The sequence below is a fragment of the Mesorhizobium sp. WSM4814 genome, assembly GCF_055811595.1.
In genome coordinates this window covers 76,769-100,465 of the sequence record NZ_JBVVQT010000013.1, presented here as the reverse complement: position 1 = coordinate 100,465, position 23,697 = coordinate 76,769, and the positions used below count along the sequence as shown (strand labels likewise).

Annotated in this window: 22 protein-coding genes; 13 read left to right on the top strand and 9 right to left on the bottom strand. The window is 63.7% G+C overall.

Features of this window, described 5'->3' with window-relative positions:
• Nucleotides 1–114: 114 nt before the first annotated feature.
• Nucleotides 115–765 (top strand): hydrolase, encoded by a 651-nt coding sequence (locus AC0L2V_RS19895; protein WP_236378018.1) that lies wholly within the window; start codon nucleotides 115–117, stop codon nucleotides 763–765.
• 290 nt (nucleotides 766–1,055) lie between these two features.
• On the opposite strand, the gene AC0L2V_RS19890 is transcribed toward AC0L2V_RS19895, so the two are convergent.
• On the bottom strand, nucleotides 1,056–1,949 hold the full coding sequence (locus tag AC0L2V_RS19890; protein WP_473507905.1) for a LysR family transcriptional regulator: 894 nt from the start codon (nucleotides 1,947–1,949) through the stop codon (nucleotides 1,056–1,058).
• A gap of 343 nt (nucleotides 1,950–2,292) precedes the next feature.
• Here AC0L2V_RS19890 and AC0L2V_RS19885 point away from each other — a divergent pair, with 343 nt between their 5' ends.
• The 6 genes from AC0L2V_RS19885 (at nucleotide 2,293) to AC0L2V_RS19860 (ending at nucleotide 8,719) form a co-directional block, all read left to right on the top strand.
• Nucleotides 2,293–2,931: a (2Fe-2S)-binding protein gene (locus AC0L2V_RS19885; protein WP_473507904.1), complete on the top strand. Its 639-nt coding sequence runs from the start codon at nucleotides 2,293–2,295 to the stop codon at nucleotides 2,929–2,931.
• 3 nt (nucleotides 2,932–2,934) lie between these two features.
• Nucleotides 2,935–3,933, top strand: coding sequence for an FAD binding domain-containing protein (locus tag AC0L2V_RS19880; RefSeq protein ID WP_473520971.1), 999 nt, complete (start codon nucleotides 2,935–2,937; stop codon nucleotides 3,931–3,933).
• Nucleotides 3,930–6,047 (top strand): xanthine dehydrogenase family protein molybdopterin-binding subunit, encoded by a 2,118-nt coding sequence (locus AC0L2V_RS19875; RefSeq protein WP_473520970.1) that lies wholly within the window; start codon nucleotides 3,930–3,932, stop codon nucleotides 6,045–6,047. The genes AC0L2V_RS19880 and AC0L2V_RS19875 overlap by 4 nt, the downstream gene beginning before the upstream one ends.
• A 137-nt stretch (nucleotides 6,048–6,184) precedes the next feature.
• Nucleotides 6,185–6,580: a (R)-mandelonitrile lyase gene (locus AC0L2V_RS19870; RefSeq protein WP_473507901.1), complete on the top strand. Its 396-nt coding sequence runs from the start codon at nucleotides 6,185–6,187 to the stop codon at nucleotides 6,578–6,580.
• Nucleotides 6,581–6,923: 343 nt separating this feature from the next.
• A complete protein-coding gene (locus AC0L2V_RS19865; RefSeq protein WP_473507900.1) occupies nucleotides 6,924–7,646 on the top strand; it encodes an SDR family NAD(P)-dependent oxidoreductase in 723 nt (240 codons plus the stop codon).
• Nucleotides 7,643–8,719, top strand: coding sequence for an S-adenosylmethionine:tRNA ribosyltransferase-isomerase (locus AC0L2V_RS19860; protein ID WP_473520969.1), 1,077 nt, complete (start codon nucleotides 7,643–7,645; stop codon nucleotides 8,717–8,719). Before AC0L2V_RS19865 ends, AC0L2V_RS19860 begins: the two co-directional genes overlap by 4 nt.
• A gap of 257 nt (nucleotides 8,720–8,976) precedes the next feature.
• Here AC0L2V_RS19860 and AC0L2V_RS19855 read toward each other — a convergent pair whose 3' ends face one another.
• The 3 genes from AC0L2V_RS19855 to AC0L2V_RS19845 form a co-directional block, all read right to left on the bottom strand.
• On the bottom strand, nucleotides 8,977–10,800 hold the full coding sequence (locus tag AC0L2V_RS19855) for an adenylate/guanylate cyclase domain-containing protein (RefSeq protein WP_473520981.1): 1,824 nt from the start codon (nucleotides 10,798–10,800) through the stop codon (nucleotides 8,977–8,979).
• A 391-nt stretch (nucleotides 10,801–11,191) separates the two neighbouring features.
• Nucleotides 11,192–11,320: a hypothetical protein gene (locus AC0L2V_RS19850; RefSeq protein WP_023796963.1), complete on the bottom strand. Its 129-nt coding sequence runs from the start codon at nucleotides 11,318–11,320 to the stop codon at nucleotides 11,192–11,194.
• Nucleotides 11,321–11,374: 54 nt separating this feature from the next.
• Complete coding sequence (locus AC0L2V_RS19845) at nucleotides 11,375–12,346, bottom strand: quinone oxidoreductase family protein (protein WP_473507897.1); 972 nt, start codon at nucleotides 12,344–12,346, stop codon at nucleotides 11,375–11,377.
• 164 nt (nucleotides 12,347–12,510) lie between these two features.
• Here AC0L2V_RS19845 and AC0L2V_RS19840 point away from each other — a divergent pair, with 164 nt between their 5' ends.
• Nucleotides 12,511–12,834: a winged helix-turn-helix transcriptional regulator gene (locus AC0L2V_RS19840; protein WP_473514512.1), complete on the top strand. Its 324-nt coding sequence runs from the start codon at nucleotides 12,511–12,513 to the stop codon at nucleotides 12,832–12,834.
• Between the two features lie 32 nt (nucleotides 12,835–12,866).
• Here the strand turns inward: AC0L2V_RS19840 and AC0L2V_RS19835 are convergent, their stop codons facing one another.
• Entirely contained in the window at nucleotides 12,867–13,007 is a 141-nt protein-coding gene (locus AC0L2V_RS19835) for a hypothetical protein (protein ID WP_473520968.1), read from the bottom strand.
• On the opposite strand from AC0L2V_RS19835, the gene AC0L2V_RS19830 reads away from it, so the two are divergent.
• Together AC0L2V_RS19830 and AC0L2V_RS19825 are read left to right on the top strand one after the other, a co-directional pair.
• Nucleotides 12,997–13,875, top strand: coding sequence for an ankyrin repeat domain-containing protein (locus AC0L2V_RS19830; protein WP_473520967.1), 879 nt, complete (start codon nucleotides 12,997–12,999; stop codon nucleotides 13,873–13,875). The genes AC0L2V_RS19835 and AC0L2V_RS19830 overlap by 11 nt on opposite strands.
• A gap of 334 nt (nucleotides 13,876–14,209) precedes the next feature.
• The gene (locus AC0L2V_RS19825) at nucleotides 14,210–14,482 is read left to right on the top strand and encodes a hypothetical protein (protein ID WP_473507894.1); all 273 of its coding nucleotides are present in this window, start codon (nucleotides 14,210–14,212) and stop codon (nucleotides 14,480–14,482) included.
• A 136-nt stretch (nucleotides 14,483–14,618) separates the two neighbouring features.
• Here the strand turns inward: AC0L2V_RS19825 and AC0L2V_RS19820 are convergent, their stop codons facing one another.
• A complete protein-coding gene (locus tag AC0L2V_RS19820; protein WP_473507893.1) occupies nucleotides 14,619–14,864 on the bottom strand; it encodes a DUF1127 domain-containing protein in 246 nt (81 codons plus the stop codon).
• 134 nt (nucleotides 14,865–14,998) lie between these two features.
• On the opposite strand from AC0L2V_RS19820, the gene AC0L2V_RS19815 reads away from it, so the two are divergent.
• A complete protein-coding gene (locus tag AC0L2V_RS19815) occupies nucleotides 14,999–16,504 on the top strand; it encodes a winged helix-turn-helix domain-containing tetratricopeptide repeat protein (RefSeq protein WP_473507892.1) in 1,506 nt (501 codons plus the stop codon).
• 45 nt (nucleotides 16,505–16,549) lie between these two features.
• On the opposite strand, the gene AC0L2V_RS19810 is transcribed toward AC0L2V_RS19815, so the two are convergent.
• The gene (locus AC0L2V_RS19810) at nucleotides 16,550–16,942 is read right to left on the bottom strand and encodes a GFA family protein (protein WP_123146189.1); all 393 of its coding nucleotides are present in this window, start codon (nucleotides 16,940–16,942) and stop codon (nucleotides 16,550–16,552) included.
• 234 nt (nucleotides 16,943–17,176) lie between these two features.
• On the opposite strand from AC0L2V_RS19810, the gene AC0L2V_RS19805 reads away from it, so the two are divergent.
• Nucleotides 17,177–17,779 carry an ArsR/SmtB family transcription factor gene (locus AC0L2V_RS19805; protein WP_473507891.1) on the top strand — a complete coding sequence of 201 codons (603 nt, stop codon included), beginning with the start codon at nucleotides 17,177–17,179 and terminating at the stop codon, nucleotides 17,777–17,779.
• Between the two features lie 174 nt (nucleotides 17,780–17,953).
• Here AC0L2V_RS19805 and AC0L2V_RS19800 read toward each other — a convergent pair whose 3' ends face one another.
• Nucleotides 17,954–18,922: a LysR family transcriptional regulator gene (locus tag AC0L2V_RS19800; protein ID WP_473507890.1), complete on the bottom strand. Its 969-nt coding sequence runs from the start codon at nucleotides 18,920–18,922 to the stop codon at nucleotides 17,954–17,956.
• Nucleotides 18,923–19,110: 188 nt separating this feature from the next.
• Entirely contained in the window at nucleotides 19,111–21,666 is a 2,556-nt protein-coding gene (secDF, locus tag AC0L2V_RS19795; protein WP_287206071.1) for a protein translocase subunit SecDF, read from the bottom strand.
• A 1,008-nt stretch (nucleotides 21,667–22,674) separates the two neighbouring features.
• On the opposite strand from secDF, the gene AC0L2V_RS19790 reads away from it, so the two are divergent.
• A complete protein-coding gene (locus AC0L2V_RS19790; RefSeq protein ID WP_473507889.1) occupies nucleotides 22,675–23,637 on the top strand; it encodes a sugar-binding protein in 963 nt (320 codons plus the stop codon).
• The last annotated feature ends 60 nt before the right edge of the window (nucleotides 23,638–23,697 follow it).

Below are 23,697 nucleotides of genomic sequence, written 5' to 3'. Positions count from 1 at the left end.
GCACTACCGCATCACCCAAAGGAACAGCAAATTGCGGCAAGGCAACGTCGCCCGCCGGCGCATGTCTCCCCGTGAACCCATTGCCGTCCACAACGGCAGAGAAAGGAAGTCTTGATGACCCCCCGTAACGGCCTCGATTCGCTTCTTCGTCCCGAAGACTCGGTACTCGTTCTGATCGACCACCAGCCTTACCAGCTCACGAACCTGAACAGCCACGACCCGCATATGGCGGTCAACAATGCTACGGGTCTGGCGAAGGCTGCCAAGGCATTTAGCGTACCGACCATCCTCACGAGCGTGCTCGCTGACCGAGGGGGGCTCATCTTTCCGCAGATCACCGACGTCTTCCCTGGCCAGGAGGTGATCGACCGGATGCTTATCAACACCTGGGAAGACCAGAAGGTCGTCGACGCGGTCAAGAAGACCGGCCGCAAGCAGTTGATCATCGCCGGTCTGTTCACGGAGATCTGCGTCGCGATGCCGGCGATTCAGGCTGCCGGCGAAGGATGGGACGTCACGGTCATCACGGACGCCTGCGGCGGCGTGTCGGTTGAAGCCCATGAGGTGGCGATCCAGCGCATGATCGCGGCCGGCTGCAATATGATGACGTGGATGGCGCTCGCGTGCGAATGGCAGCGCGACTACACGAGGGCCGAAACCCTGCCTGCATTGATCGAGCTCCTCAAGGATCACATGGCCGGCAGCGGCATGGCGTACCTGTGGGAGCAGCAGCTGCTCAACACGCCGGTGCCGAGCGAAGGCTGATCCGGGCCGGGATGGCGAGCATTTCGGTGAGCGTCGGGATCGATCCGTTTGCCGGCCCTCGCCATCCTCGTCCTGCAGAGAAGCCCCTGCAATGTCGCGAACAGTTTCCGATGCACGCAAATGCCGCACCCGCTTGCCCCGGCTGACCCGAAATCATCGCGCCTGCGGGACGGGGCTCTCAGCCCTGTCCTGCAGTAACTCTGAGAGCGGCAAATCTGCCGCCTTGCCGAAGCTGCCACAGCGTCCCGCCACGTGAGCATAACATCGGGTTGTCATCGCACAGCATTGCCTCAACCGGAGAAGCGGAGCGTATCGACGAGCAGGGCGAAAGCCGGCGACGCTTGGCGACGGCTGGGATAGTAGAGGTGATATCCCGGCCAGGGCGGTGACCACTCATCCAGCACCCGCATCAGGCGGCCGCTTTCCAGATGACGCTCCGCGACATCCTCCGGCACATAGGCGAGGCCGAAACCAGCCAGCGCCGCCTCCAGAATCTCGAGGGTGCCATTGAGGACAATCTGACCGTCCACCCGCACCTTCAGCTCGCGACCATCGCGCTCAAAATCCCAGGCCCAAAGCCCGCCGTTGATGGAAAAGCGCTGGTTGATGCAAACGTGGTCGGTCAGCTCCTGCGGCGTCGTTGGCGGCGGCCGCCTGGCGAAATACGACTTCGTCCCGACGACGGCGAAGCGGATGTCCGGTCCGACGCGCACCGCGATCATGTCTTTTGCAACACGCTCTCCCATTCGCACGCCCGCGTCGAACCGTTCGGCAGCAATATCCGTCAGTGCGTTGTCGAGGAAGACCTCGACGGTGACGTCGGGATAGTCCGGCAGGAGCTTCGCCAGCTTCGGCCAGATGACGACGTTGAACGCGTGATCGCTTGCCGTGAGGCGAATGGTGCCGGCGGGCTTCTCCCGCAATTCGCTCAACGCCTCGACCTCGGCCTCGATCTCCTCAAAGCGCGGGCCGATATTGCGCAGCAGCCGCTCGCCGGCCTCTGTAGGCGAAACGCTGCGGGTCGTTCTCGTCAGCAGCCGAATGCCCAGGCGCTCTTCCAGATCGCGGACCGTGTGGCTGAGCGTGGACTGCGAAATTCCGAGCTGCGCAGCGGCGCGCGTGAAGCTGCCCTCCCGCGCAACCGCCAGAAAGGCCAGAAGCATATCGGTTCGTCCGCGCTGCATTTATGGCTCCGCTCCATAAGTTTGGGCGGATTATACGGACTAATCGAGCGAACTGCACACACTCAATCGATCGCGATTGCCGATAGCCCCCGCAAATTTCCCGAACGGCGGCGCGAACCCGGCTGGGCAAACACGATGAAGGAAGAACCGGCGGTAGTTCATTCGCGCCGCTGCCATTCATGGCCCCGACCGATAGGTCCTATCGGGGAGCGGGCGCTAATCAAGGCGCCTCAAGCGCCCTAAGCTTTTAGCGTCGCACACGCACCCAGCGTGTCTTCGGGCCGGGGGCCATCCATATCTTGGGCCGCGAATTTGGCGGATCATCACGAAAGCGACAATCGACATGTCTGATAGCCAAAGAACTTCGACAGCCAGTTCGGACATAACGCGCCGGGAGCTCATGCAAGCGGCTGCTGTGACTGGCGGTGCTCTTTTAGGAGAACAATTCGTGCCCGGAGCTATATCTCCGGCGCTGGCACAGGCTGCCGGTGCCGCGACGGCGCCGCTCGATGTGTCGCTGCGCATCAACGGGACGGAGCACCGGCTTTCGCTCGACCCGCGCACGACGCTGCTGGATGCGCTGCGCGAGCACCTGCATCTGACGGGTTCGAAGAAAGGCTGCGGCCTCGGCCAATGCGGCGCCTGCACGGTGTTGATGGATGGCATGCGCGTGAAGGCGTGCCTCTCGCTCGCGGCGCTCGCTCAGGGCCGCGACATCAAAACCATCGAAGGATTGGCGCAGGGCGATGAGCTCCACCCGTTGCAGGCGTCCTTCATCGAGCGCGATGCCTTCCAGTGCGGCTATTGCACGTCGGGGCAGATCATGGCCGGCGTCGCCTGCATCAGCGAAGGCCATGCCGGGTCGCCGCAGGAGATCCGCGAATGGATGAGCGGCAATCTGTGCCGTTGCGGCGCCTACGACCATATCGTCGCGGCCATCCAGGACGCGGCTGCCGTGTCCAGTTCGAAGCAGGAGGGCTGAGCCATGCATCCCTTTGTGCTCGAACGTCCGCGGGATCTCTCTGCCGCACTCAGCTTCGGCGCCCAAGCCGGCCGCAATGATGCGCCGGTCGAATACATCGCCGGCGGCACCGACATGGTGCAGCTTCTGCAGGAGTATGTCCGCCGACCGGATCGGCTTGTGAGCCTCGCGGGAGTTCTCGACGACGGCATCGAGATCGGTCCGCAAGGCCTGAGGCTTGGCGCCGCCGCTACGATGGCGGAGGTGGCCGCCCATCAAGCTGTGGTCGAGCAGTTCCCTCTGATATCCCAGGCGCTGCTGAATTCGGCGAGCCCGCAGGTCCGCAACCAAGCGACCATGGGCGGCAATCTGCTTCAGCGCACACGCTGTCCCTACTTTCGCGATGTCGGCTACGAGGCATGCAACAAGCGCGTGCCTGGCTCCGGTTGCGCCGCCCTGGACGGCGAAAACCGCTGGCACGCAGTGCTCGGCACGAGCGACGACTGTATCGCCGTTCACCCGTCGGACCTCGCAGTTGCCCTGGTGGCGCTCGATGCGTCGGTCGAGCTCCGAGGAGCTGGCGGTGACCGTTCCGTGCCGCTCTCCGATCTTCATCGCCTTCCCCGCGATACGCCGCACCTCGAAACCGTCCTGAAACCGGGCGAAGTGATCACCGCGATCACGGTCCCGACCAGGGCGGCAGGACTGCGGTCTCACTATCTCAAGGTACGCGATCGCGCCTCCTTCGAGTTCGCCGTGGTCTCGGCCGCAGTCGCAATCGAGACGGACGGCGCTCGCATCCGGCAGGCCCGCGTAGCGCTCGGCGGCGTTGGAACGAAACCCTGGCGCCTGCCGAACGTCGAGACCGCGCTCGTCGGCGCCGACTTCGAGCCAGCGGTGCTCCGCCAGGCGGCGGCGCTCGCAGCAGACGGCACACGGGGTCGCGGCGACAACGGTTTCAAGATCGAACTCATGCAGCGCGCCATCGTGCGTGCGGTCGAAATCGCGGGAGCACGCGCATGACCGCTGCCTTGATCGGAAAATCCGTCAGCCGCGTCGATGGCCGCCTGAAAGTTACCGGCGCCGCGACCTATGCCGCCGAGTTTGAGGTACCCAACCTCGCCCATGCCGCCGTCGTCAGGAGCATTGTCGCGAACGGCCGCATTGCATCCGTCGACACGGCGGAGGCAGAACGGGCGCCCGGCGTAATCGCGGTTGTGACGCACAGCAACGCGCCCAGGCTCGCCTACCAGCCGCATAAGGGCCTCCCCGACGCAGCCGTTGGCGAGCGTCTGCATGTGCTGCAGGACGACCGGGTGACTCACCAGGGCCAGCCGATCGCGCTGGTGGTCGCCGAGACGCTTGAACAGGCGGTTTACGCGGCGGAGGTCGTGCGGGTTACCTACCGGCACGAAGCGGCGGCCACCGACATGGAAAGCGTCGATCCAGTTCCGCCTACCGGGAAACCGGCGGAGTGGGAGATACGGCGAGGCGAACCCGACAGCGCCTTCGAACAAGCGGAATTCCGGGTCGACCAGACCTATGTGATCCCGCGCGAGAACCACAATCCGATAGAGATGTTCGCCACCATTGCCTCATGGCAGGGCGACAGCCTGACCCTGTGGGACAAGACACAATGGGTGCACAACGTTGCCGAGGAGATCGCCGCCGTGTTCGGCATCGCTGCCGAGAACGTGCGTGTCATCTCGCCCTTCGTCGGGGGCGCATTTGGTTCGGCGCTGCGCTGCTGGCCGCATGTCACGCTCGCCGCGCTGGGCGCCCGTGTAGCCGGACGGCCAGTCAAGCTGGTGCTGTCGCGGCGCGAAATGTATTACGGCGTCGGCTACCGTCCTCACACGGTGCAGCGGGCCGCGCTTGGCGCCTCCCGTGACGGTCAGCTCCAGGCCATCCGGCACGAGGGCCACCAGGAGACCTCGACCTACGAGGAGTTCACCGAGGCGCTGCTCAGCGCGACCCGGTTCCTGCACTCCTGCCCGAACGTCCACACGCGCCATCGCATCGCGCCGATGAACGTCCACACACCGACCTACATGCGCGCGCCCGGTGAGGCGAGCGGCATGTATGCCCTCGAATCGGCCATGGACGAGTTGGCGGTCGCGCTGAACATGGATCCCGTCGAACTGCGGTTGCGCAACGAGCCGGACCGGGACGAATTTAGGGATCTCCCGTTCTCGAGCCGATCGACGAAAGAGTGCTACCGGGCCGCCGCCGAGCGTTTCGGGTGGGCACAAAGGAACGCCGCGCCGCGCTCCATGCGCGACGGGCGCTCGCTGATTGGCTGGGGCATGGCCAGCGCCACCTATCCGATGAACTATGCACCCGCCTCGGCCATGGCCCGGCTCTTGCCGGACGGCACTGCCGAAGTGATGAGCGCAGCGAGCGACATGGGACCCGGCACATGGACATCGATGACGCAGGTCGCGGCGGACACGCTGGGCCTGCCGATCGAGCGGGTCAAGTTCACGCTTGGCGACACCCGCCTGCCGCGCGCGCCTATCCACGGCGGTTCCATGACCATGGCGAGCGTCGGCAGTGCGGTGCAGGCGGCCTGCCGCAAGGCGCGCGACGACGCCCTGGCACGCGCCGGCTCCAACGATCTTGAAGAGGCCATGGAGCGTCTCGGCCAAGTCATCGAGGCAATCGCCGACGTCGCTCCCGGAGATGAGACGAAGCGGTTTTCCATGCACGCCTTTGGCGCCGTGTTCGTGGAGGTGGCCGTCGATCCCGATCTCGGCGAGACGCGCGTGCGGCGCATGGTCGGCGCCTATGGCGCCGGCCGCGTCGTCAACCCGAAGATCGCGCGCAGCCAGTGCATCGGCGGGATGATCGGCGGCATCGGCATGGCGCTCATGGAGCACTCGATTGTCGACCCCCGCAACGGGCGCGTCACCAATGCCAATCTCGCCGAATACGCTGTGCCGGTGCACGCCGACGCGCCGCCTGTCATGGACGTGATCTTCGTCGATGAGCACGACCCGCACGTGAACCCGCTCGGCGTGAAGGGCCTCGGCGAGATCGCGCTGGTCGGCGTCGCGCCAGCGATCGCCAATGCCATTTTCCACGCTACCGGAAAGCGCGTCCGCGAACTGCCGATCACGCCGGACAAGCTGCTCTGATCCACCTCGTCGAAAACGAAGGGGCTTGAGACATGATCATCACCCGCAGAGACGTCCTTGCCGCGACGAGTGCTTTCGCTGCCGTGGCTTCAGCAGGCCAGGTTGGCGCAGCTTCTGTCCAAGGAAGGAATGAGACAATGAAGATCACGCGAGTTGGATCACAGCCGTCCGGCCCCGGGCCGGCCGATTACTTTTCCGGGACCGTGCGCATCGATCCGCTCTTCCAGGCGCCCGAGCCGGCGCGCGTTGGTGGCGCCAGCGTCACGTTCGAGCCTGGCGCCCGCACCGCCTGGCACACGCACCCACTCGGCCAGACGCTGATCGTCACGGCCGGTCTCGGCCGGGTCCAGCGCGAAGGCGCGCCAGTCGAAGAAATCCGGCCAGGTGACGTCGTCTGGATTCCGCCTGGCGTGAAGCATTGGCACGGCGCGTCTGCGACGACGGCGATGACGCATCTCGCTATCCAGGAATCCCTTGATGGCAAGCCGGTCGAATGGCTGGAGAAAGTCAGCGACGAACAATACCGTAGCTGAACGCTGGCGGCACCCGGCTCCTCGCGCATGGCAAGGTCTCGCTGCTCCGAAATCCTATGGGGCACGCTGCCGACTCGGCACCGATCGCGGCTGCACATGCGCTCTTCCTTCTCCCCTTGTGGGAGAAGGTAGCCTCGCGAAGCGAGGTCCGATGAGGGGTGTTCCAGCTTGGCACCGACGCACTCCGTCCAGCACCCCTCTTCCGTCTCGGCGCTACGCGCCGATCCACCTTCTCCCAAAGGGGAGAAGGAAAGATCACGCATCGATCCACGCAATGAATGCTTGACCTCAAGTTAACTTGAGCTTGTAGCATTGGCTTGCACGGTTGGAAGGAGCATCGGCAATGCTGACGAACATGGATTTCCACGGACTTCGCGTAGCGGTCACGGGTGGCACGTCCGGCCTCGGACTGGCGCTTGTGCGGCAGTTCGCCGCGCAGGGTGCGAGCGTCACCTTCGTCGCACGCACTGCCGCGGACGTCGAGCGCATCGCTGACGAGACGGGCGCACACGGCATTGTTGGCGACCTCGGCAAAAAGCACGACATCTACCCGATCGCGTTGCAGGTCACCGCCAGCCTCGGCGGGCTCGACGTCCTTATCAACAATGCATCGAGCCTCGGGCCGGTGCCTCTTGCGCTGCTCGCCGACACCGAGTGCGAGGATCTGGAAAAAGCGCTTGCGGTCAATCTCGTCGGCGCGTTTCGGCTGACCAAAGCGCTGTTCGGTGCGCTTGCAACGTCGGCGCGCGAGGGCCGTGGCGCGCTGGTGATCAACATCTCCAGCGACGCGGCGGTGAACGCCTATCCCGGCTGGGGTGCGTATGGTGCGAGCAAGGCCGCTCTTGCCCATCTGACGGCGATCTGGGACGAGGAGGCGAAAGACGACGGCATAAGGTTCCTCGCGCTCGACCCCGGCGATATGGACACCCCGCTGCACGCGCTGGCGCTTCCTGACGCCGACCCGGCCACCTTGAAGCACCCCGATCTGGCAGCTGCCGAGATCATCGAAAAGCTGCTTGACGCGTTGCCGGCCGGCGCAGCACTTCGCGCCGGGGCACGTGGATGATTGCCGCCGACCGTCCGGATCGGCGCTCCGCCAGGCTGTTGGTGGTCATGGCGGACGGCGCGATGGCCGACCTGCCGCGCGCTGACCTCGCGAAGCTGTTCGAGCCCGGCGACCTGGTCGTCGCCAATGACGCCGCGACCTTGCCTGCCAGCTTGCACGGCACCCATGTCCCCAGCAGTGAAGCGATCGAGATCCGCCTGGCGGGCTGGCTGTCACTTGCCGATCCAACGCACTTCGTGGCGATTGCCTTCGGCGCGGGCGATCACCGCACGCGCACCGAAGATCGGCTGCCTGCGCCTCCACTGTCACCGGGCAATCGCCTCCGGCTCGGCCCGCTTGAAGCCGTTGTGGAGCGCCTTCTCGACCATCCCCGCCTTCTCGAGCTGCGCTTCTTGGGCAACCGCGCAGCTGTGCTTGCAGGACTGGCGCAGCACGGCCGGCCGATCCAATACGCGCATGTTCCTGAGCCGTTGGCACTTAGGGATGTCTGGACGAAGATTGCCGCCCGGCCGGTCGCGTTCGAGGCGCCATCGGCAGGCTTTGCGCTCGACTGGCGCACGCTTCAAAGCTGGCGGCGGCATGATGTCGGCTTCGCAACACTCACGCATGCCGCGGGCATTTCCTCCACCGGGGATCACGCGCTCGACTCGCGCCTTCCCTTCGACGAGCCATACCGCATCCCCGAGCACACCGCGGCGCAGGTCGCGCAGGCGAAGCAGCGCGGCAGCCGCATCATCGCGGCCGGCACGAGCGTAGTGCGCGCGCTTGAGGCGGCCGCCAATCCCGATGGCAGCGTGCGTGCAGGAAATGGCATTGCGACGGGCCGCATCTCGCGGGACACGCCGCTTCGCGTGGTCGATGCGATTCTCACAGGCGTCCACCAGCCGGGCGAAAGCCATTTCGAGCTCCTGCGCGCCTTTGCCGATGATGCTCGGCTCGCCAAGGCCTCCGCAGCCTTCGCCGCGCACCGATACCGCGCGCATGAATTCGGCGATTCCATGCTGCTCAATCGGCAACAGCTGGATCGATCGCGCGAACCGAACCGTGCGCGAGACGCAGCCTCCACTCTATAGGCGATCCGAGATCTTAGTTTCCAAGGCTTCTGGGAAAACAATGTTTTGACTAAACAATTGATTTAAAACGACTATATTGACATTGGTAACTACGAATCTGGGGATCAGGAGTTCGAATCTCTTCGGCGCGCCAATCGGAGCGCTCAGTCCTCGGGCAGCCGGCCAGAGAACTATCCTTCCAGAAGCGACGCGGGATCAAGGGACGTCGCCTGGCCGGACGTGACGCGCAGGAGGGGGCATCTTTCCAACCGCGACGATCACTCCGGCACGCCGGAGATGCCCAGCGCCTCGACGTAACTCTCGGCGAACACCTTGTCCCGCCACGGGTTGATCTGTCTCTGCAGGGTGAGCGTGTAGGTCGGGAACGCCTCCATCAGCCGCCGCGCCGCCGCCTGCGCCTCGTCCAGCCGGTTGAGTTTGACCAGCGCCATGATCACCACCCGGTGCGAGGAGCCGTAGTTCGGCATCTCGTGCAGCGCGCGTTCTCCCCATGCCAGCGCTTCTTCGTAGCGCTCGAGCATCAGGTAGCTCATCCCGATGCCGGAGAGCGCGATGCCCTTCTCGGGGTCGACCGGGCTCAGCCGCATTGCCCGGTGAAAGTGCTCGATCGCGACGAGCGGGCGGCTGGAATGTGCGTTCACCCAGCCGCTGCCCGTATGGCCCTGCGCCGAATTGGGGTTGAGCAGCAGGGATCGTTCGATCGTGCCCAGCGCCATCTCGTAGTCCTTCGCGCTGTAGGCGATCACCTGCGCGGCGAAGCGTAGGCTCGTGGGGTCGTCGCGCGCTTCCGCCAGTACCTCGCGCGCCATGCGCGCGGCGACCCGGGTATCGTCGGGCTCGTGCCAGCACTGGCTCACGGATAGGCTGCGGATATAGGCGCCGAGTGCCTTCGCCAAGTTGAAGCTGGGGTCGATGCTGAGCGCCTCGTTGGTGAGCCGGCGCACGTCGGCAAAGCCTTCGCGCGTCATGCTGTAGAAGCGCGGCAGCGCGCGAAGGTAGAGGTCGTAGGCGCTGATGTAGTCAGTCGGCTTCATGCGCGCCTGCTTGATCTCCTGCAGCCGGATGCTCGGCTCGACGGCGCCGACGACGCTCTCGGTCACCTTGTCCTGCAGGTCGAAGATGTCGCTCACGTCGCCCTCGAAGCGGTCGGCCCAGACATGGTGTCCGCTGATCGCGTCCACCAACTGCCCACTGATGCGGACCCGCGATCCTGCTCTGCGGATGCTGCCTTCGAGCACGTAGCGGACGCCCAGCTCGCGCCCGACCTGGCGCAGGTCCACCGCCCGGCCCTTGTAGGTGAAGGACGAGTTGCGGGCGATCACGAAAAAGGAGTTCACCCGGCTCAATCCCGTGATGATGTCCTCCACCAGCCCGTCGGCGAAGTATTCCTGGTCGGGGTCGCCGCTCATGTTGGTGAAAGGCAGAACCGCGATCGAGGGCTTCTCGGGCAGGGAAGGCAGTGCAGCCACCGAGGCGCTGGCGTCGGTCTCGACGCGGTAGGCGCGCACAGGCCGCTCGATGTTCTTGAGGCGCAGGTCGCCGAGCGGCGTGAAGCCGCAGTCGAGCTTGCCCTGAAGGTGGTCGTAGGCGGTGCCCGAGACGACCACGGTGCCGGGATCGGCGATGCTTTCGAGGCGGGCGGCGATGTTGACCCCGTCGCCGTAGAGGTCGCCGTCCTCCTCGCAGACCACGTCGCCGAGATTGACGCCGATGCGGAAGCGAATCCGCTCTTCCTCGGGCGTCTCCGCCTCGTGTTCTGCCAGGGCCTGCTGGATCGCCATCGCCGAGGTCACTGCGTAAACGACGCTCGCGAACTCGCACAGCATGCCGTCGCCGGTGAGCTTGACGATCCGACCCTGGTGCTCGGAGACCAGCGGTTCGAGGAGGTTCTTCCGGTAGATCTTCAGCCGCTCGAGCGTGCCGCGCTCGTCGCGCTCCGTCAGGCGCGAATAGCCGACCACGTCGCAAGCCAGGATCGCTGCGAGGCGGCGCTGCGTGGTTATTACACCGCTCAGCCAAGCGCCTGCACGCGGGCCGCCCCGCGTCCATGTCCTGCCAACTTCCGGACGCCCTACGTGCATGGTAACCATCTCTCCCAGTCGCCGCCGATACAGAACGGAGAACGCAGCTGACCCTGCCTTCACGAGACTTCGCTATCCCGCTTGCGAGACGTGGAGCGTTCCAGTCGCCGCGCTAACAGCCAACCGACGACACGCCCACGCAGCCTCTGGGACGCTGACCACTCTCCCAGAAGGCCGGAAATATTTCCTGCTCTGTGTAACCGGTTGACGCCACCGTGGCGGGTGCTTTGTCACCGCGATGTAACAGCGAGATGCCCTACGAACGCCCGCATCACACCAGACGTTCGCGCTTAGAGGTGCTGAGGTCGGCAAGTGGTGCAAAGCCGATCCTCCGCTCCGAGAAGTGATCTTAGATATCAATGGGCGCAGCAATGACATAGGGTGCCCAGTTTCATCCTCTCCGACGCGCCATTTGCAGCCGATAGTCGGTGACCGCAAACGGCAGCACATTTTTTTGTTTCTGGCAGATCAGCGGCGATCGGCGGATGGGAAAGCGCCAGCACATTTCCATGGCTGTCATAATCCTGTTCCGCCGTCGCAACGCCTGGTGATGTCTGATGGATCCACCCTTTGCTCAACTCACCCGCAAAGCGAGCTTGCCGACGTAGTGGGTGGCAAGCGCTCGGTGCGCATCGACAACCCTGTCGAACGGGAATGTACGGGCGACATGGACGTCGAACGGGCCAGAGTCGATCAGGCGGTTAAGCTTGTCGGTCGCGTCCTGGCTGCGGGCGCCGTTGTAGCGAATGAGCTCCACGCCGGGCCGGACATTTGGATCGGGCGTCGCGCCGTGCGGGCAGGCGACCCGACCGCCGTCGCGCACTGACGTCAGCGCGCGGTCGGCCGCCTCACCGCTTACGGTGACAAGGGCAGCGTCGAGGCCGCCGGCGGCGAATTCACGAGCGGCCGCCACCACGTCGTCCTTGCGCCCGTTGACGATGGCGTCGGCGCCCAGCCGCTGCGATAGCGCCACGCCGTCATCGCCCGAAGCCACCGCCAATACGCGGGCGCCCAATCGTTTTGCGAGTTGGATGGCCATGTGACCGATACCGCCGCTGGCGCCGAAGATCATTATTGTATCGCCCTGCTTTAGGCCGACCTCTTCCAGGCCGCTGAGCGCGGTCAACGCATCCCAGCCCATGACGCCGGCTTGCTCGATCGTGAGCTTGGCGGGGATGAGCGACACGTTGTCCGCATCCGTCACTGCGTAGGTGGCATAGGTTCCACCCTTGGGAAGTGGCATGGATGCAGCGTACACCCGGTCGCCTTCCCTAAAGCGGCTAACCTGGCCGCCAACGGCGACGACTGCGCCCGCGCAGTCCCAGCCGAGCACATAGGGGAATGTCGACGGCATTCCGAAAGCCCCGTCGTAGCCACCCTCACGCTCGAGCGCGTCCCACGAGGCCACGCCCGCCACTTCGACGCGGATTAGGACATCGCTCGGCCCGACCTCGGGCACTGGCACGGCTCGCACAGTAACCAACTCGGCTCCACCGAACCGGTCGATGGCGGCGGCCTGCATTGTATCCGGTTTTGCATTCGTCATGCTCTTTCTCCTAGGAATACTGTTGGTCATCATTCCGACATCCCATATTTTGATTGGCGCAACGCTCGGCTCGCTTGTCGTTCCGAGGAAGAGCTATGATTTGGGAAGCGCGACACCAATACGCACGGATGCGTAAGTGGTTACCTGCCGGTAAGGAGGGCAAGGTGAACAAACCCACCGAGAATGGTTTTGCAACCGCGATAAAGATGGTCTCCGGCAAGTGGAAGCTGGACATCATCTGCGAGCTCGGCGCGACACCACGCAGGTTCGGCCGGCTGCGGCAGTCAATTCCGGCGATCAGCGAAAAGATGCTGACGCAGCAGCTGCGAGAACTTGAGGCAGACGGGCTTGTGAACCGAAAAGTCCATCCGGGTTCTCCGGCGAAGGTCGTCTATTCGTTGACGGAAAGCGGATCGACGCTCTGTGCCGGGGCAGAGGGCTTATGCCGCTGGGGTGAACAGGTCCATTGCTCGGGTCAGCCGGAATGATCGCCGCGATGAAGCGACTGCGGTTCGCACTTTCACGTCGCTGACGATATACCCGACGAGACTTTCCAACGGTCGATGACGAGGATATCGTCGACGAACTGTCGAACCAGCGCCTTTTGGCCGTCCTCCAGTTTGACAGTGGGGTGCCGGATGCGCGGGTTTTTGCTGTTCATTCTGTTGGTGCTTGCACCGATTGCATCGCATGCCGCCGCCATCCACGACGCCGCGAAAACGGGCGATGTCGCGGCGATTGCGGCAGCGCTCGACGCCGGCGCCGATGTCGATGAGAGTGATGGGCAAGCCACACCACTCTATCTTGCGGTCAGGGGCGGGCATTTTGCGGCGGCAAAACTGCTCATCGAACGCGGTGCCGACGTCAACGCCGCCCCGACGCCGGGTTTGGGTCCTGCCCTCATGCCGGCTCTGGCAAAACGCCGGATCGATTTGATCAATCTGTTGCTGGAGAGGGGCGCAAATCCAAATTCGCAGCGCAACCGCGAAAACGCCCTTCACATCGCCGCCAGATCCGGTTGCCTCGATTGCGTGAAGGCACTGGTTGAGGCCGGCGCGGATGTGAATGCGAAGACAAAGGACGGCAAGACACCGCTCCATCTGGCGAAATTCAAGGGGCAACGCGAAGTGGCTGATTATCTCATCGCGCACGGCGTCATCTTGCCAACGCCAGCCCCGATCGCGAAGAAGTTGGCTGCCGCCGACGTGGAGAAAGGCCGAGCCTCCTTCTCCCGCCTCTGTGCCTATTGCCACAATGCCGTGCCGGACGAAGGGGGCAATCAGGGACCGACTTTGTGGAATGTCGTCGGTCGCGACAAAGCATCTGTGGCCAAGAGGCGTTACTCCGACGCCTTGCTGGCATGGCAGGGTGTCTGGACATACGAGGACCTGAACAAATTTCTGCTTGAGCCCATGCTCACGACGCCGGGCGTTTACATGGAGGTGCCGGGTGCTCCGGACGAGACTGAACGCACAAACATAATTGCCTACTTGCGCACACTCAGTGACAAGCCAATCCCGCTACCCTGAGCCCTCGCGCCCAGGAGTGGCGCGGCCGGATTGCGCCGAAGCCGATGAGCGCTCGAATTCTGCATGGAGGTCATTTCGCTTCCCCTTGACCAATGACCGGTTGGTCCGATCTTGGCTGGGGCGGCGAGGGCAGTTTATGGGGCGCAAGTCGGACCGCTCCGAGCGGTGATCTCAGAAAGGCGCAGCAACAATGTACGAGACGCCAGTTTCATCCTGTCCGGCGCGCCAAGCCACACTTTGGGCTAGACTGCAGTGCACGCTCCGCAGGCCCAGCAGTTGAGTTCACCTCGACTTGGCTTTGAGTTGCGCTATCCAGCCAAAAATGGAGGCAGCCATGCGTATGAAGTTCCTACTGGTGACATCAGCGACGATGATGGCGACAGTCGTTGCCCACGCGGGCAGCCAGTCCTCGAACACCAGCTCGAATAGCTCGTCGAACAACGGCGTTGTGCGTGAGCGGATTGTCGAGACCTACTGTGAAGATGACTATTGTGAGACCTACGTCAAACGCAGGGTTTACCAGGAGGACCGATCCTCCCGTCGTTACCAGGACTATGATCGTCGCCGCTATCGCGAGCGCTACACCGATGAAGACGACGAGGACTAAGGAAGAAGCCGGGCCGCTGACGCATGCCAAGGCCCGATCTTGGCATCGGATCGGCGGCCCAGCTTCTCGCATCGTTCCGAAATTTTTGGCCCAGCCAGGACGAGGATGACGGTTCGCGACCTTGCGGCGACAAGGATTATCGCCGCCAGAAGGGCTTGGCGATCTCTGCCTCGACCTGCCGTCTCGTCAGACCGATGTCGTCGATCAAGTGGGGATTGTCCTTCGCCATTTGCTCAAGTTCCCAGCGAAAGCGTTTCCGCTCGTCCCACGCCGCGATAATGCTTCGCAGGGTCGCCAGGCTGTGTTGCCGACGCAATATTCCCGCCGGCTTGACGGGCGTTGCCCCTGCCTGATGCCGGGCCGATGCAAGAGTATCGTTCATAGCAACCTCCATAGGTTTGAGGTCCAGGGACCTTTGACCTGAAAGAGGCTGAATTCTGCAGGATACGAACAGCGTCGTAATTAAGCTCTGCCAAATAGTTCTCAAAACTTCCAAACGGGCTATAGATACGCCGCATGCAGGGATCGCGCTTTGCCTTTGGTCCGTTCGTGCTTGATTCCGGTGCGGGAACGCTGCTTCGCAACGATGTCCCCGTTGCCGTAGGCTACCGCGGGCTAAAGCTGCTTGCGGCGCTCGTTGGACGAGCCGGCGAAATCCTTGAGAAGGCCGAGTTGATGGACGCGGCGTGGCCGGGCACGGCCGTCGAGGAAGGCAACCTCACCGTACAGATCGCGGTGCTGCGAAAGCTGCTTGGCCCGGCTGCAGATGGCGGCGAATGGATCGCCACGGTTCCGCGCGTCGGCTACCGCTTCACGGGGCCTGTCGAACAGCTCGGCGCGAAGCGAAAACCTTTGCCGCTGCCCGGCAAGCCATCGATAGCGGTGCTGCCCTTCGTCAATGTCAGCAACGATCCCGAGCAGGAATCCTTCGCGGATGGCTTGACCGAAGACCTGATCACCGACCTGTCCAGGATCTCCGGGCTGTTCGTCATCGCACGCAACTCGGCCTTCGCCTACAAGGGAAAGGCGATGGACGTGCGCGATATCGCGCAGGATCTCGGCGTGCGCTACCTGCTGGAGGGGAGCGCACGACGTGCTGCGGGGCGCGTGCGCATCAACGCCCAGCTGGTCGACGCAGTGAGCGGCGACCATTTGTGGGCAGAACGCTTCGATCGCAGCCTGGAAGACATCTTTGCCGTTCAGGACGAGGTCACCGGCAAGATCGTCGAGGCGTTGCTCGGCAGGCTGCGCGCACCGCCGCCGCGCAACCGGCCCAACAGTCTCGAGGCTTACGATCTCTGCGTGCGGGCGCGCAAGCTGATGGATGACACGCCACAGACGGCGCGCGAAGCGCATCTGATGCTCACCCGCGCGGTTTCGCTCGATCCGGAATATGCCGAGGCCCATCGCTGGCTTGCCATGAACCACTGGATGGGATGGGTGCATTCCGGCGGACCTAGCGAAACGGCCCGTAGCGTTGCGTTGGAACTGGCGCGCAAAGCCGTGGCGATCGATCCGAACGATGCCGGCTGCCGCTGGGTTCTGGCTTACCTGCTTGCCTATGAGCGCAGCTTCGCCGAGGCGGATGCGGAATTCGCCAGGGCGATCGAGCTCGATCCGAACGAAGCCGATGCCTGGGCGGCATTGTCCGACATCGCGGTCCTGGCCGGACGGGTCAAGAAAGGCCTTGAGCACATTCGCAAGGCATTCCGGCTGAACCCGTTTCCGGCACGTTGGTACTATCTGACGCTTGGCCAGGCGCAATATGCCGCCGGCCAATACGAAGCCGCTGTCGAAACACTGCGCAGGGATGAGACCTATCGTACAAGCTCGCGCCGCTTCCTGGCGGCAAGCCTTGCCCAACTGGGCCGGCTCGACGAGGCGCGCGCAGAGGCCGAACTGTTCCTCGTCGGCAACCCGCATTTCACCACGCGCCACTGGGCCGCGACGGAGCCATTCCGCGACGCTGCGACGCTCGAGCATTTCGTCGACGGCTTCCGCAAGGCCGGTCTTCCGGAGTGACGTGCCGGCGTGACCTCCCAAAACGCTTTCGCAGCGTTCGTGCGACTATTCCTCAAAGCGACTCGTGGCGTCACGATCGCGCTCGTACCGCCTCGTGAGCGGAAACGGCGGCAACCAGGACTCGCGACGGATTATCCAGCTTTCGTAGGTTGGCATCAGTTGGTCAGGGGCGTCCAGGGATCCCAGATTCACTTCGATTTCGTCTGCGGTGCGTCCGAAAATTGTCGAGCCGCAGCGGGGGCAGAAAAACCGCCCGGCGTAGTCGCGCGTCTCACCTTCGATCGTCACCGCATCCTGGGGGAACACCGCGGAAGCGTGAAAAAGGGCGCCATGATGCTTGCGGCAGTCGAGACAATGACAAATGCCGACCCGGTATGGGAGTCCCGACGCCACAATCCGGACGTTGCCGCACAGGCAACCGCCAGTGAATCGGTCCATGCTGCGTCTCCTCCAAAATCAAGCGGTCGCAATGGCTACAACGAACGGCACCGTCATTGCAATTGCCCCGTGCGGGGCCGTCTGCGGGACGCATCGACTCCGCAGTGGGCGATAGCTGGCTCGCTTGCTGCAGCCGCAGCCAGCTGGAAAGTTCGGACGAAGCGGCCCTTTCGCTCTTGACAATTACAATCGTCAACGCGCATTGACAGGAAAGATTGTCAATGTGAGGGCTGCATGCTCGATATCGAAGTCATAGATCGGCCGAGCGCGGCCGCCGCCGCGTTGGAGCCCGTTCGGAGTCAACTCCTCTCAGAACTGCGGGAGCCGGCCTCGGCCGCTACCCTCGCCACACGCCTCGGCCTCAAGCGGCAGAAGATCAATTACCACCTGCATGCTCTGGAGGAGCACGGGCTTGTCCAAGTTGCAGACACGCGCAAGTGGGGTGGCCTGACGGAGCGGCTCATGGTGGCGAGCGCCACAAGCTATGTCGTCTCGACGAGCGCACTGGGTCCGGTCGGCGCCGATCCGGACAGCACCCCGGACCGCCTGTCGGCAAGCTACCTGATCGCGCTCGGCGCCCGGCTGGTGCGGGAGATCGGAGCTCTCCAGCGCGCCGCCACCGATGCCGGCAAGCGCTTGGCGACCTTGGCGATCGACACCGAAATCCGCTTCCGCTCCGCCGCCGACCGCGCCTCGTTCACGCGTGAATTGACTGAGGCCATCACCACGCTGGCGGCACGCTATCACGACGAAACTGCGCCGCAGGGACGGTCGCATCGCCTTGTCGTGACGGCGCATCCGTCACCAGCCAACCCGCAAGGAAAGGAGGTTCAGTAAAAAAGATGCTGCCGGCGATCGCATCGGTCGATGCAGCAAGCATCGCAAAACGGGAGGAGCCAAAATGGCGAACCCGGCTTGGAAAGCACTTCCCAACTCCCGCGGAGTAGCGCTGCAGGGGAAACGCAATTGTCAGTTTCATCCACGCTGGCGGCGCCGACGAAGCTTTCCGAGCTATGATTGCCGACTTCGTGCGGGCAAGCCGCTGGGGTGGTTCTGCGCAGTCTGCTCCGCAAGCAGATCGAAGAGCCATGCCACGCCCGCATCCACCATCGCGACCTTGGGAGCGACGGCGTTGAGCCGGAAGCCGGGCAACGGCAACGGGGCATCGAGGCTCAGCACGCCGAAACGCGCCGCATGCATGGCAACGAACCGCCGCGGCAGGGCCGAGATGAGGTCGGTCTCGGCGATGACCGCGAGCGCAAACATGAAGTTCGGAACCGTCAACGCAACCCGTCGCGCCCGGCCTTGCTTGGCCAGTTGTTCATCGACGAAGCCGTAAGGATCGCCGCTCTCCGAGACGACCAGATGCTGCATGCTGCAGTATCGCTCCAGGCTCGGATCACGCGCGAACGGATGTCCAGGGCGCATGGCAATGACAAAGTCCTCTTCGTAGATGCAGCGCTTTTCGAAGCGAGGCGGGATGTCATCGGACGGAATGATCGCGATATCGATGGCGTGCGCCTCGAGATCGACAATCGCGCTCCGCCAGACGCGGGCTGGCGAGGGCAAGATCTGACGCACGCCGACGTCGATGCGTGGCGCAATCCGGCTGAGTTCGGCGAGGAGCGGGCGCAGGATCACGGCTGAGACACCGTCCGGTGCGCCGATTGCGAACCGGCGCATGGCCGTAGCGGGATCGAAGGGCGCGGCAGTCGCCATCACGCTGCGCACGCGCGCCAGAACGTCGGCGATCGGCGCGGCGAGTTCCGTAGCACGCGCCGTCGGCACCACGCCCTTGGGCGTTCTCAGGAACAGCGGATCGTTGAGGAGCCGGCGCAGCCGGCCGAGTCCGTGACTGACTGCCGATGGCGTCAGGTTAAGCCGGTCCGCCGCCCGGCCCACGTGGCCCTCTCCGAGCACGGCCTCGAAGAGGACGAGGAGATTGAGATCGGTGCGCGAAAGATCAATTTCATTCAGCATATTCCTGAAATCATATCATTGGCTTCATCAAGATCAACATGCAATTCTGCCGGCTGAGCGGTGCATCGCTCGGACGAACGCGAATGGCGGCTCGAGCACCGTCACGCGGACCCGCTCGTCCCGGGTGTCAGCCTGGAGCAGGCGGCCGCGCTGGAGCTACAGCGGACCCAAAGAGATGGCACCGCCCATTACAAGGCCTGTTGCGCTGGCGGCTCTTTCGCCACTGCGGCTTCCTCCTGGCTGAGGGCGCCCGGCCGGAGCTTGAACAGGATCAGCAGCGGCCCGGCGACGAAGATGGAGGAATAGGTCCCGGCGAGGATGCCGAAGATCATTGCGACCGTGAAGGACTGGATCACCTCGCCGCCCCAGATCGAAAGCGCCGCCAGCGCAAACAGCGTGGTCACGCCGGTCAGGACCGTTCGCGCCAGCGTCTGGTTCATCGACAGGTCGAGCAGCTCGGCAATCGGCATCCTTTTATAGCGGCGCAGATTCTCGCGGACCCGGTCATAGACGACAACCGTATCGTTGATGGAATAGCCGACAATAGTCAGGATCGCGGCAATCGAGGTCAAATTGAACTCTATGCCGGCGACGACGTAGAAGCCGACCATCAGGATCACGTCGTGGAACGTCGAAATGATGGCGCCGAGCCCGAACTGCCACTCGAACCTGATCCAGATGTAGACGAGCATCGCCAGCAGCGAGGCGAGCACGCCCATTGTGCCGTTGAACGCGAGTTCGGAGGACACTGTCGGACCGACAACCTCGATGCGGCGGAACTCGTAGTCGGTTTCGAGCGCGCTTCTTACCTTCTCGACGGCGGACTGTTCGGCAACGTCGCCGCCCCCCTGGGTGCCAATGCGGATCAGCACATCCCGGGCCGAGCCGAACTCCTGCACCTGCACCTCGCCCAGTTCGAGACCCGTCAGCCGCTCACGGATGTCGCCGATGTCGGCCTGCTGGCCCTTTGCCTGCACCTCGATGCTCGAACCACCGCGGAAGTCGATGCCGTAGTTCATGCCGACAGTGAAGAACAGCACCGCCGAGGCGATCGACAACAGAACGGACAGCGTGAAGGCGTATTTTCTGAATGCCATGAACGGCACGCGCGTGTCGTCGGGCACCAGCCGCATGACACCGGCGGGCATGGTTTTCGGCCGCTGCCGGCGAAGCCAGAACGCGACCAGCCAACGCGTCAGCGTGAACGCCGTGAACACGGTGGTGACGATACCGATGGCGAGTGTGACGGCAAACCCCTTGATCGGCCCCGAGCCGAGGAAGAACAGGATGACGGCGGCGATCAACGTCGTCACATTGGCGTCGACGACAGTCGCCAGCGCCTGTTTGAACCCGGAATCCATCGACTGCACGATCGAGCGCCCTTGGCGGTTCTCTTCGCGGACGCGCTCGAAGATGATGACGTTGGAATCGACCGCCATGCCCATCGTCAGCACGATGCCGGCGATGCCAGGCAGCGTCAGCGTCGCCCCGAGCACGGACAGGACGGCGATGATCAGTGCGACGTTCGCGAGGAGCGCGATATTCGCGATCAGCCCCAGTCGCCCATAGGCGAACAGCATGAAGCCGACGACGAGGACCCCGGCGATGATTGCCGCGAACTGGCCCGCCTCGATCGAATCGCTGCCGAGGCTCGGACCGACGGTGCGCTCCTCGACGATGGTGAGGTCGGCAGGCAGTGCACCGGCGCGCAGCAGGACCGCAAGATCGTTCGCGCTCTCCACCGTGAAACTCCCGGATATCTGCCCGGTGCCGCCCAGGATCGGTTCGCGGATCTGAGGCGCGGAGATCACCTCGTTGTCGAGGATGATCGCGAACAGGCGCCCGACATTGGCCTGGGTAGCCTGACCGAAGCGGGTGGCGCCGCGGCTGTCAAAGCGAAACGAGACCACCGGCTCGTTGGTGCGCTGGTCGAAGGTTGCCTGCGCATCGACAAGGTTTTCGCCGGAAACGATGATCCGGTTCTCGATCAGATGCGGAACCCGCGGCTCTTCCGTCGAATACATAACCGTCGAGCCCGCCGGCGGGCGGCCGGAGATCGCCTCCTCGACCGGGATCGACTGGTCGACCATCTGGAAGGTCAGCTTAGCCGTCTGTCCGAGGATATCCTTCAGCCGCTGCGGATCCTGCAGGCCCGGCACCTGGACCATGATGCGGTCCGATCCCTGGCGCTGGATGATCGGCTCGGTCGTGCCGAGTTCGTTGACGCGCCGGCTCACCACCTCGATCGATTGGGTCAGCGCCGCAGCGATCCGGTAGTCGATCCCGGCTTCGGTCAGCGTGAAGCGCAGCAGGCCCGGTTCCGGCTCGGTCATCTCCATCTCGGTCACCGAGCCGCTCATGAACATGCCCGTCGAGATCGGCTGCGCCAATCTTTCGAGCGCGCTCTTCGCCGCTTCGATCTGGCCTTGGTCGCGAATGCGGACCTGGATGGAATTGGCGGTGCCGGCAAGCCCGGTATAGCCGATCTGGGCATCGCGCAGCGATGTGCGGACCTCGTCGCGTGCCGATTCGAGACGTTCGTTGGCAAGGTCCTGCCGATCGATCTGGAGCAGGATGTGCGAGCCGCCCTGCAGGTCGAGCCCCAGCGTCAGCTGCTGCTTTGGCAGCCAATTCGGCAGCGATGCCAGAGTGGAGGCGGGAACCAAATTGGGAGCTGCGTAAAGAATACCGGCCAGGACCGTCAGCCAGATGAGAATGGTCTTCCAGCGCGAAAAATGCAGCATGTTCTTGTCCGTTCAGCCCATATCGGGCGCAAACCGCCTCCGACAAGAGCTTTGGCGTTCCGATCGGCGAGCAACCCGACGAACGGAACGCGGTGTGAAAGTTTTGCGGGTCTAGGGCCGCGGTCGCGGCCAGGTTCACGCCGTGAGAAGCGGAGGCGCGCGCGCATCAAAGGCGCGGATCGGCGACAGTTCCGGCCGGTCGTCGGACCATATGCCAAACGGCGCGGCTGACGCGGTTTCGGGCGGCAGCCGCAAATCCGCGATTATGCAAAACGGTTTGCCATCTCTCGCAATGACAGGTGTCTTGACACGGGAAGTCTCAGCGCCGACGTGGCGCGCAATACTGCGGGCAAGGACAGTCGGGTGTGTGACCGGTTCGGTCGCGCCGATTTGGCCTTCGGCAAGGTCATGCGCAACCTGGTCGGCTGTTGCCGCAGGAATGGTCCAGATCAAAAAGAGCAGCGAAGCCAGCAGCCGCAGACCGGCACCCAGGCTGAGCACGACGCCAGGCCCGTCCCGTCCTCGGCCGCCTCGTCTCATCCCATCGCTACGGCTTGCATCCACTGCGACCAATACGCTTTCGCTTTCGTTGCCTCGGTAAGCGGCGAGCCGCTTTCCTGGTCTCACTATAGCACTTGCGTTGCGAATTGAAGCGCAGCTTTCAGGGGACTAGAAGGGTTGGCTGCAGAAGCTGTTCTCAGGTAGCCGAACTGGATACTGGTATACTCGTATACCAGTATCCGCGAGTTTGCCTCCCACAGGAGCCTCATCCGCATAGCTTTGGCCACCTTCGTCCGGGACGTTTGCGCTGCGGGGCAACGCTCCACGATCACGAAATATCAGACAAATCGGACTATTTACGAGCAGCCAATGAGTCTCTAGAGTTCAGACTGTGGCTGGGATGGCGCCGTTCTTTCGCTGCCAGCACCCTTGAGGAGGAGGGCGTCCAAGCCGCATTCGACAAAGTTCAGATCAGCGAAAATGACTGAATCAAATGGGAGGTTGAACATGAAATCTGCGATACGAAATGCGTCCGTCGCCGCAGCGGCTTTGGCTCTCGGCCTGTCCTTCACGGCGATTGCCGGTGCCCAGGACAAACCGACGCTGGCCTTCGTCGTCAACGGCGCTTCCGATTTCTGGAAGGCGGCCGAAGCCGGCGTCAAGAAGGCCCAGGCCGAATTGCCCAACTACAATCTCGAGCTCAAATATCCGGAACAGTCGTCGGTCGCCATCCAGCAGCGGCTGATGGATGATCTGGTGACGGCCGGCGTCAAGGCGATCATGGTTTCGGCCGTCGATCCCAAGACCTCGACCGACGGGCTCAACAAGATCGCCTCGGAGACGGCGCTGTTCACCACCGACAGCGACGCGCCGCAGACCAAGCGTATCGCCTATATCGGCTCGTCCAACATCGATGCCGGCAAGCAGGCGGCCGAGATCGCCAAGAAGGCGATGCCCGACGGCGGCAAATGCCTTGGCTTCGTCGGCCTGCTCGGCGCCGACAATGCCAAGGAGCGCATCGAAGGCATGAAGGAAGGGCTCGCCGGCACCAAGATCGAGCTGATCGACGTGCGTGGCGACGACATCGACCAGGCCCGCGCCAAGAAGAACGTCGAGGACGCGCTGGTCGCCAGCCCCGATGTCACCTGCATGGTCGGCTTCTATTCCTACAACACCCCGCGCATTTATGAAGCGCTGCGCGACGCCGGCAAGCTCGGCCAGATCACGGTGGTCGGCTTCGACGACGATCCGATCACGCTCGGCGGCGTCAAGGAAGGCACCGTTGCCGCCACCGTCGTGCAGCAGCCGTTCGAATGGGCCTACCAGGGCATGAAGCTGATGGCGGCCTATCTCGAGGGCGACAAGTCGGGCATTCCGGAGAACGGCCTGATCATCATCCCGACCAAGATCATCGGCAAGGACGACGTCGACGCCTATGCCGCCAGTCTGAAAGCGATGTCCGGAAACTGAGCGTCGTCGGCGCTGGCCCCTCATCCCCCTTCTTCCCGTGCAGAACGGGGAGAAGGGGGA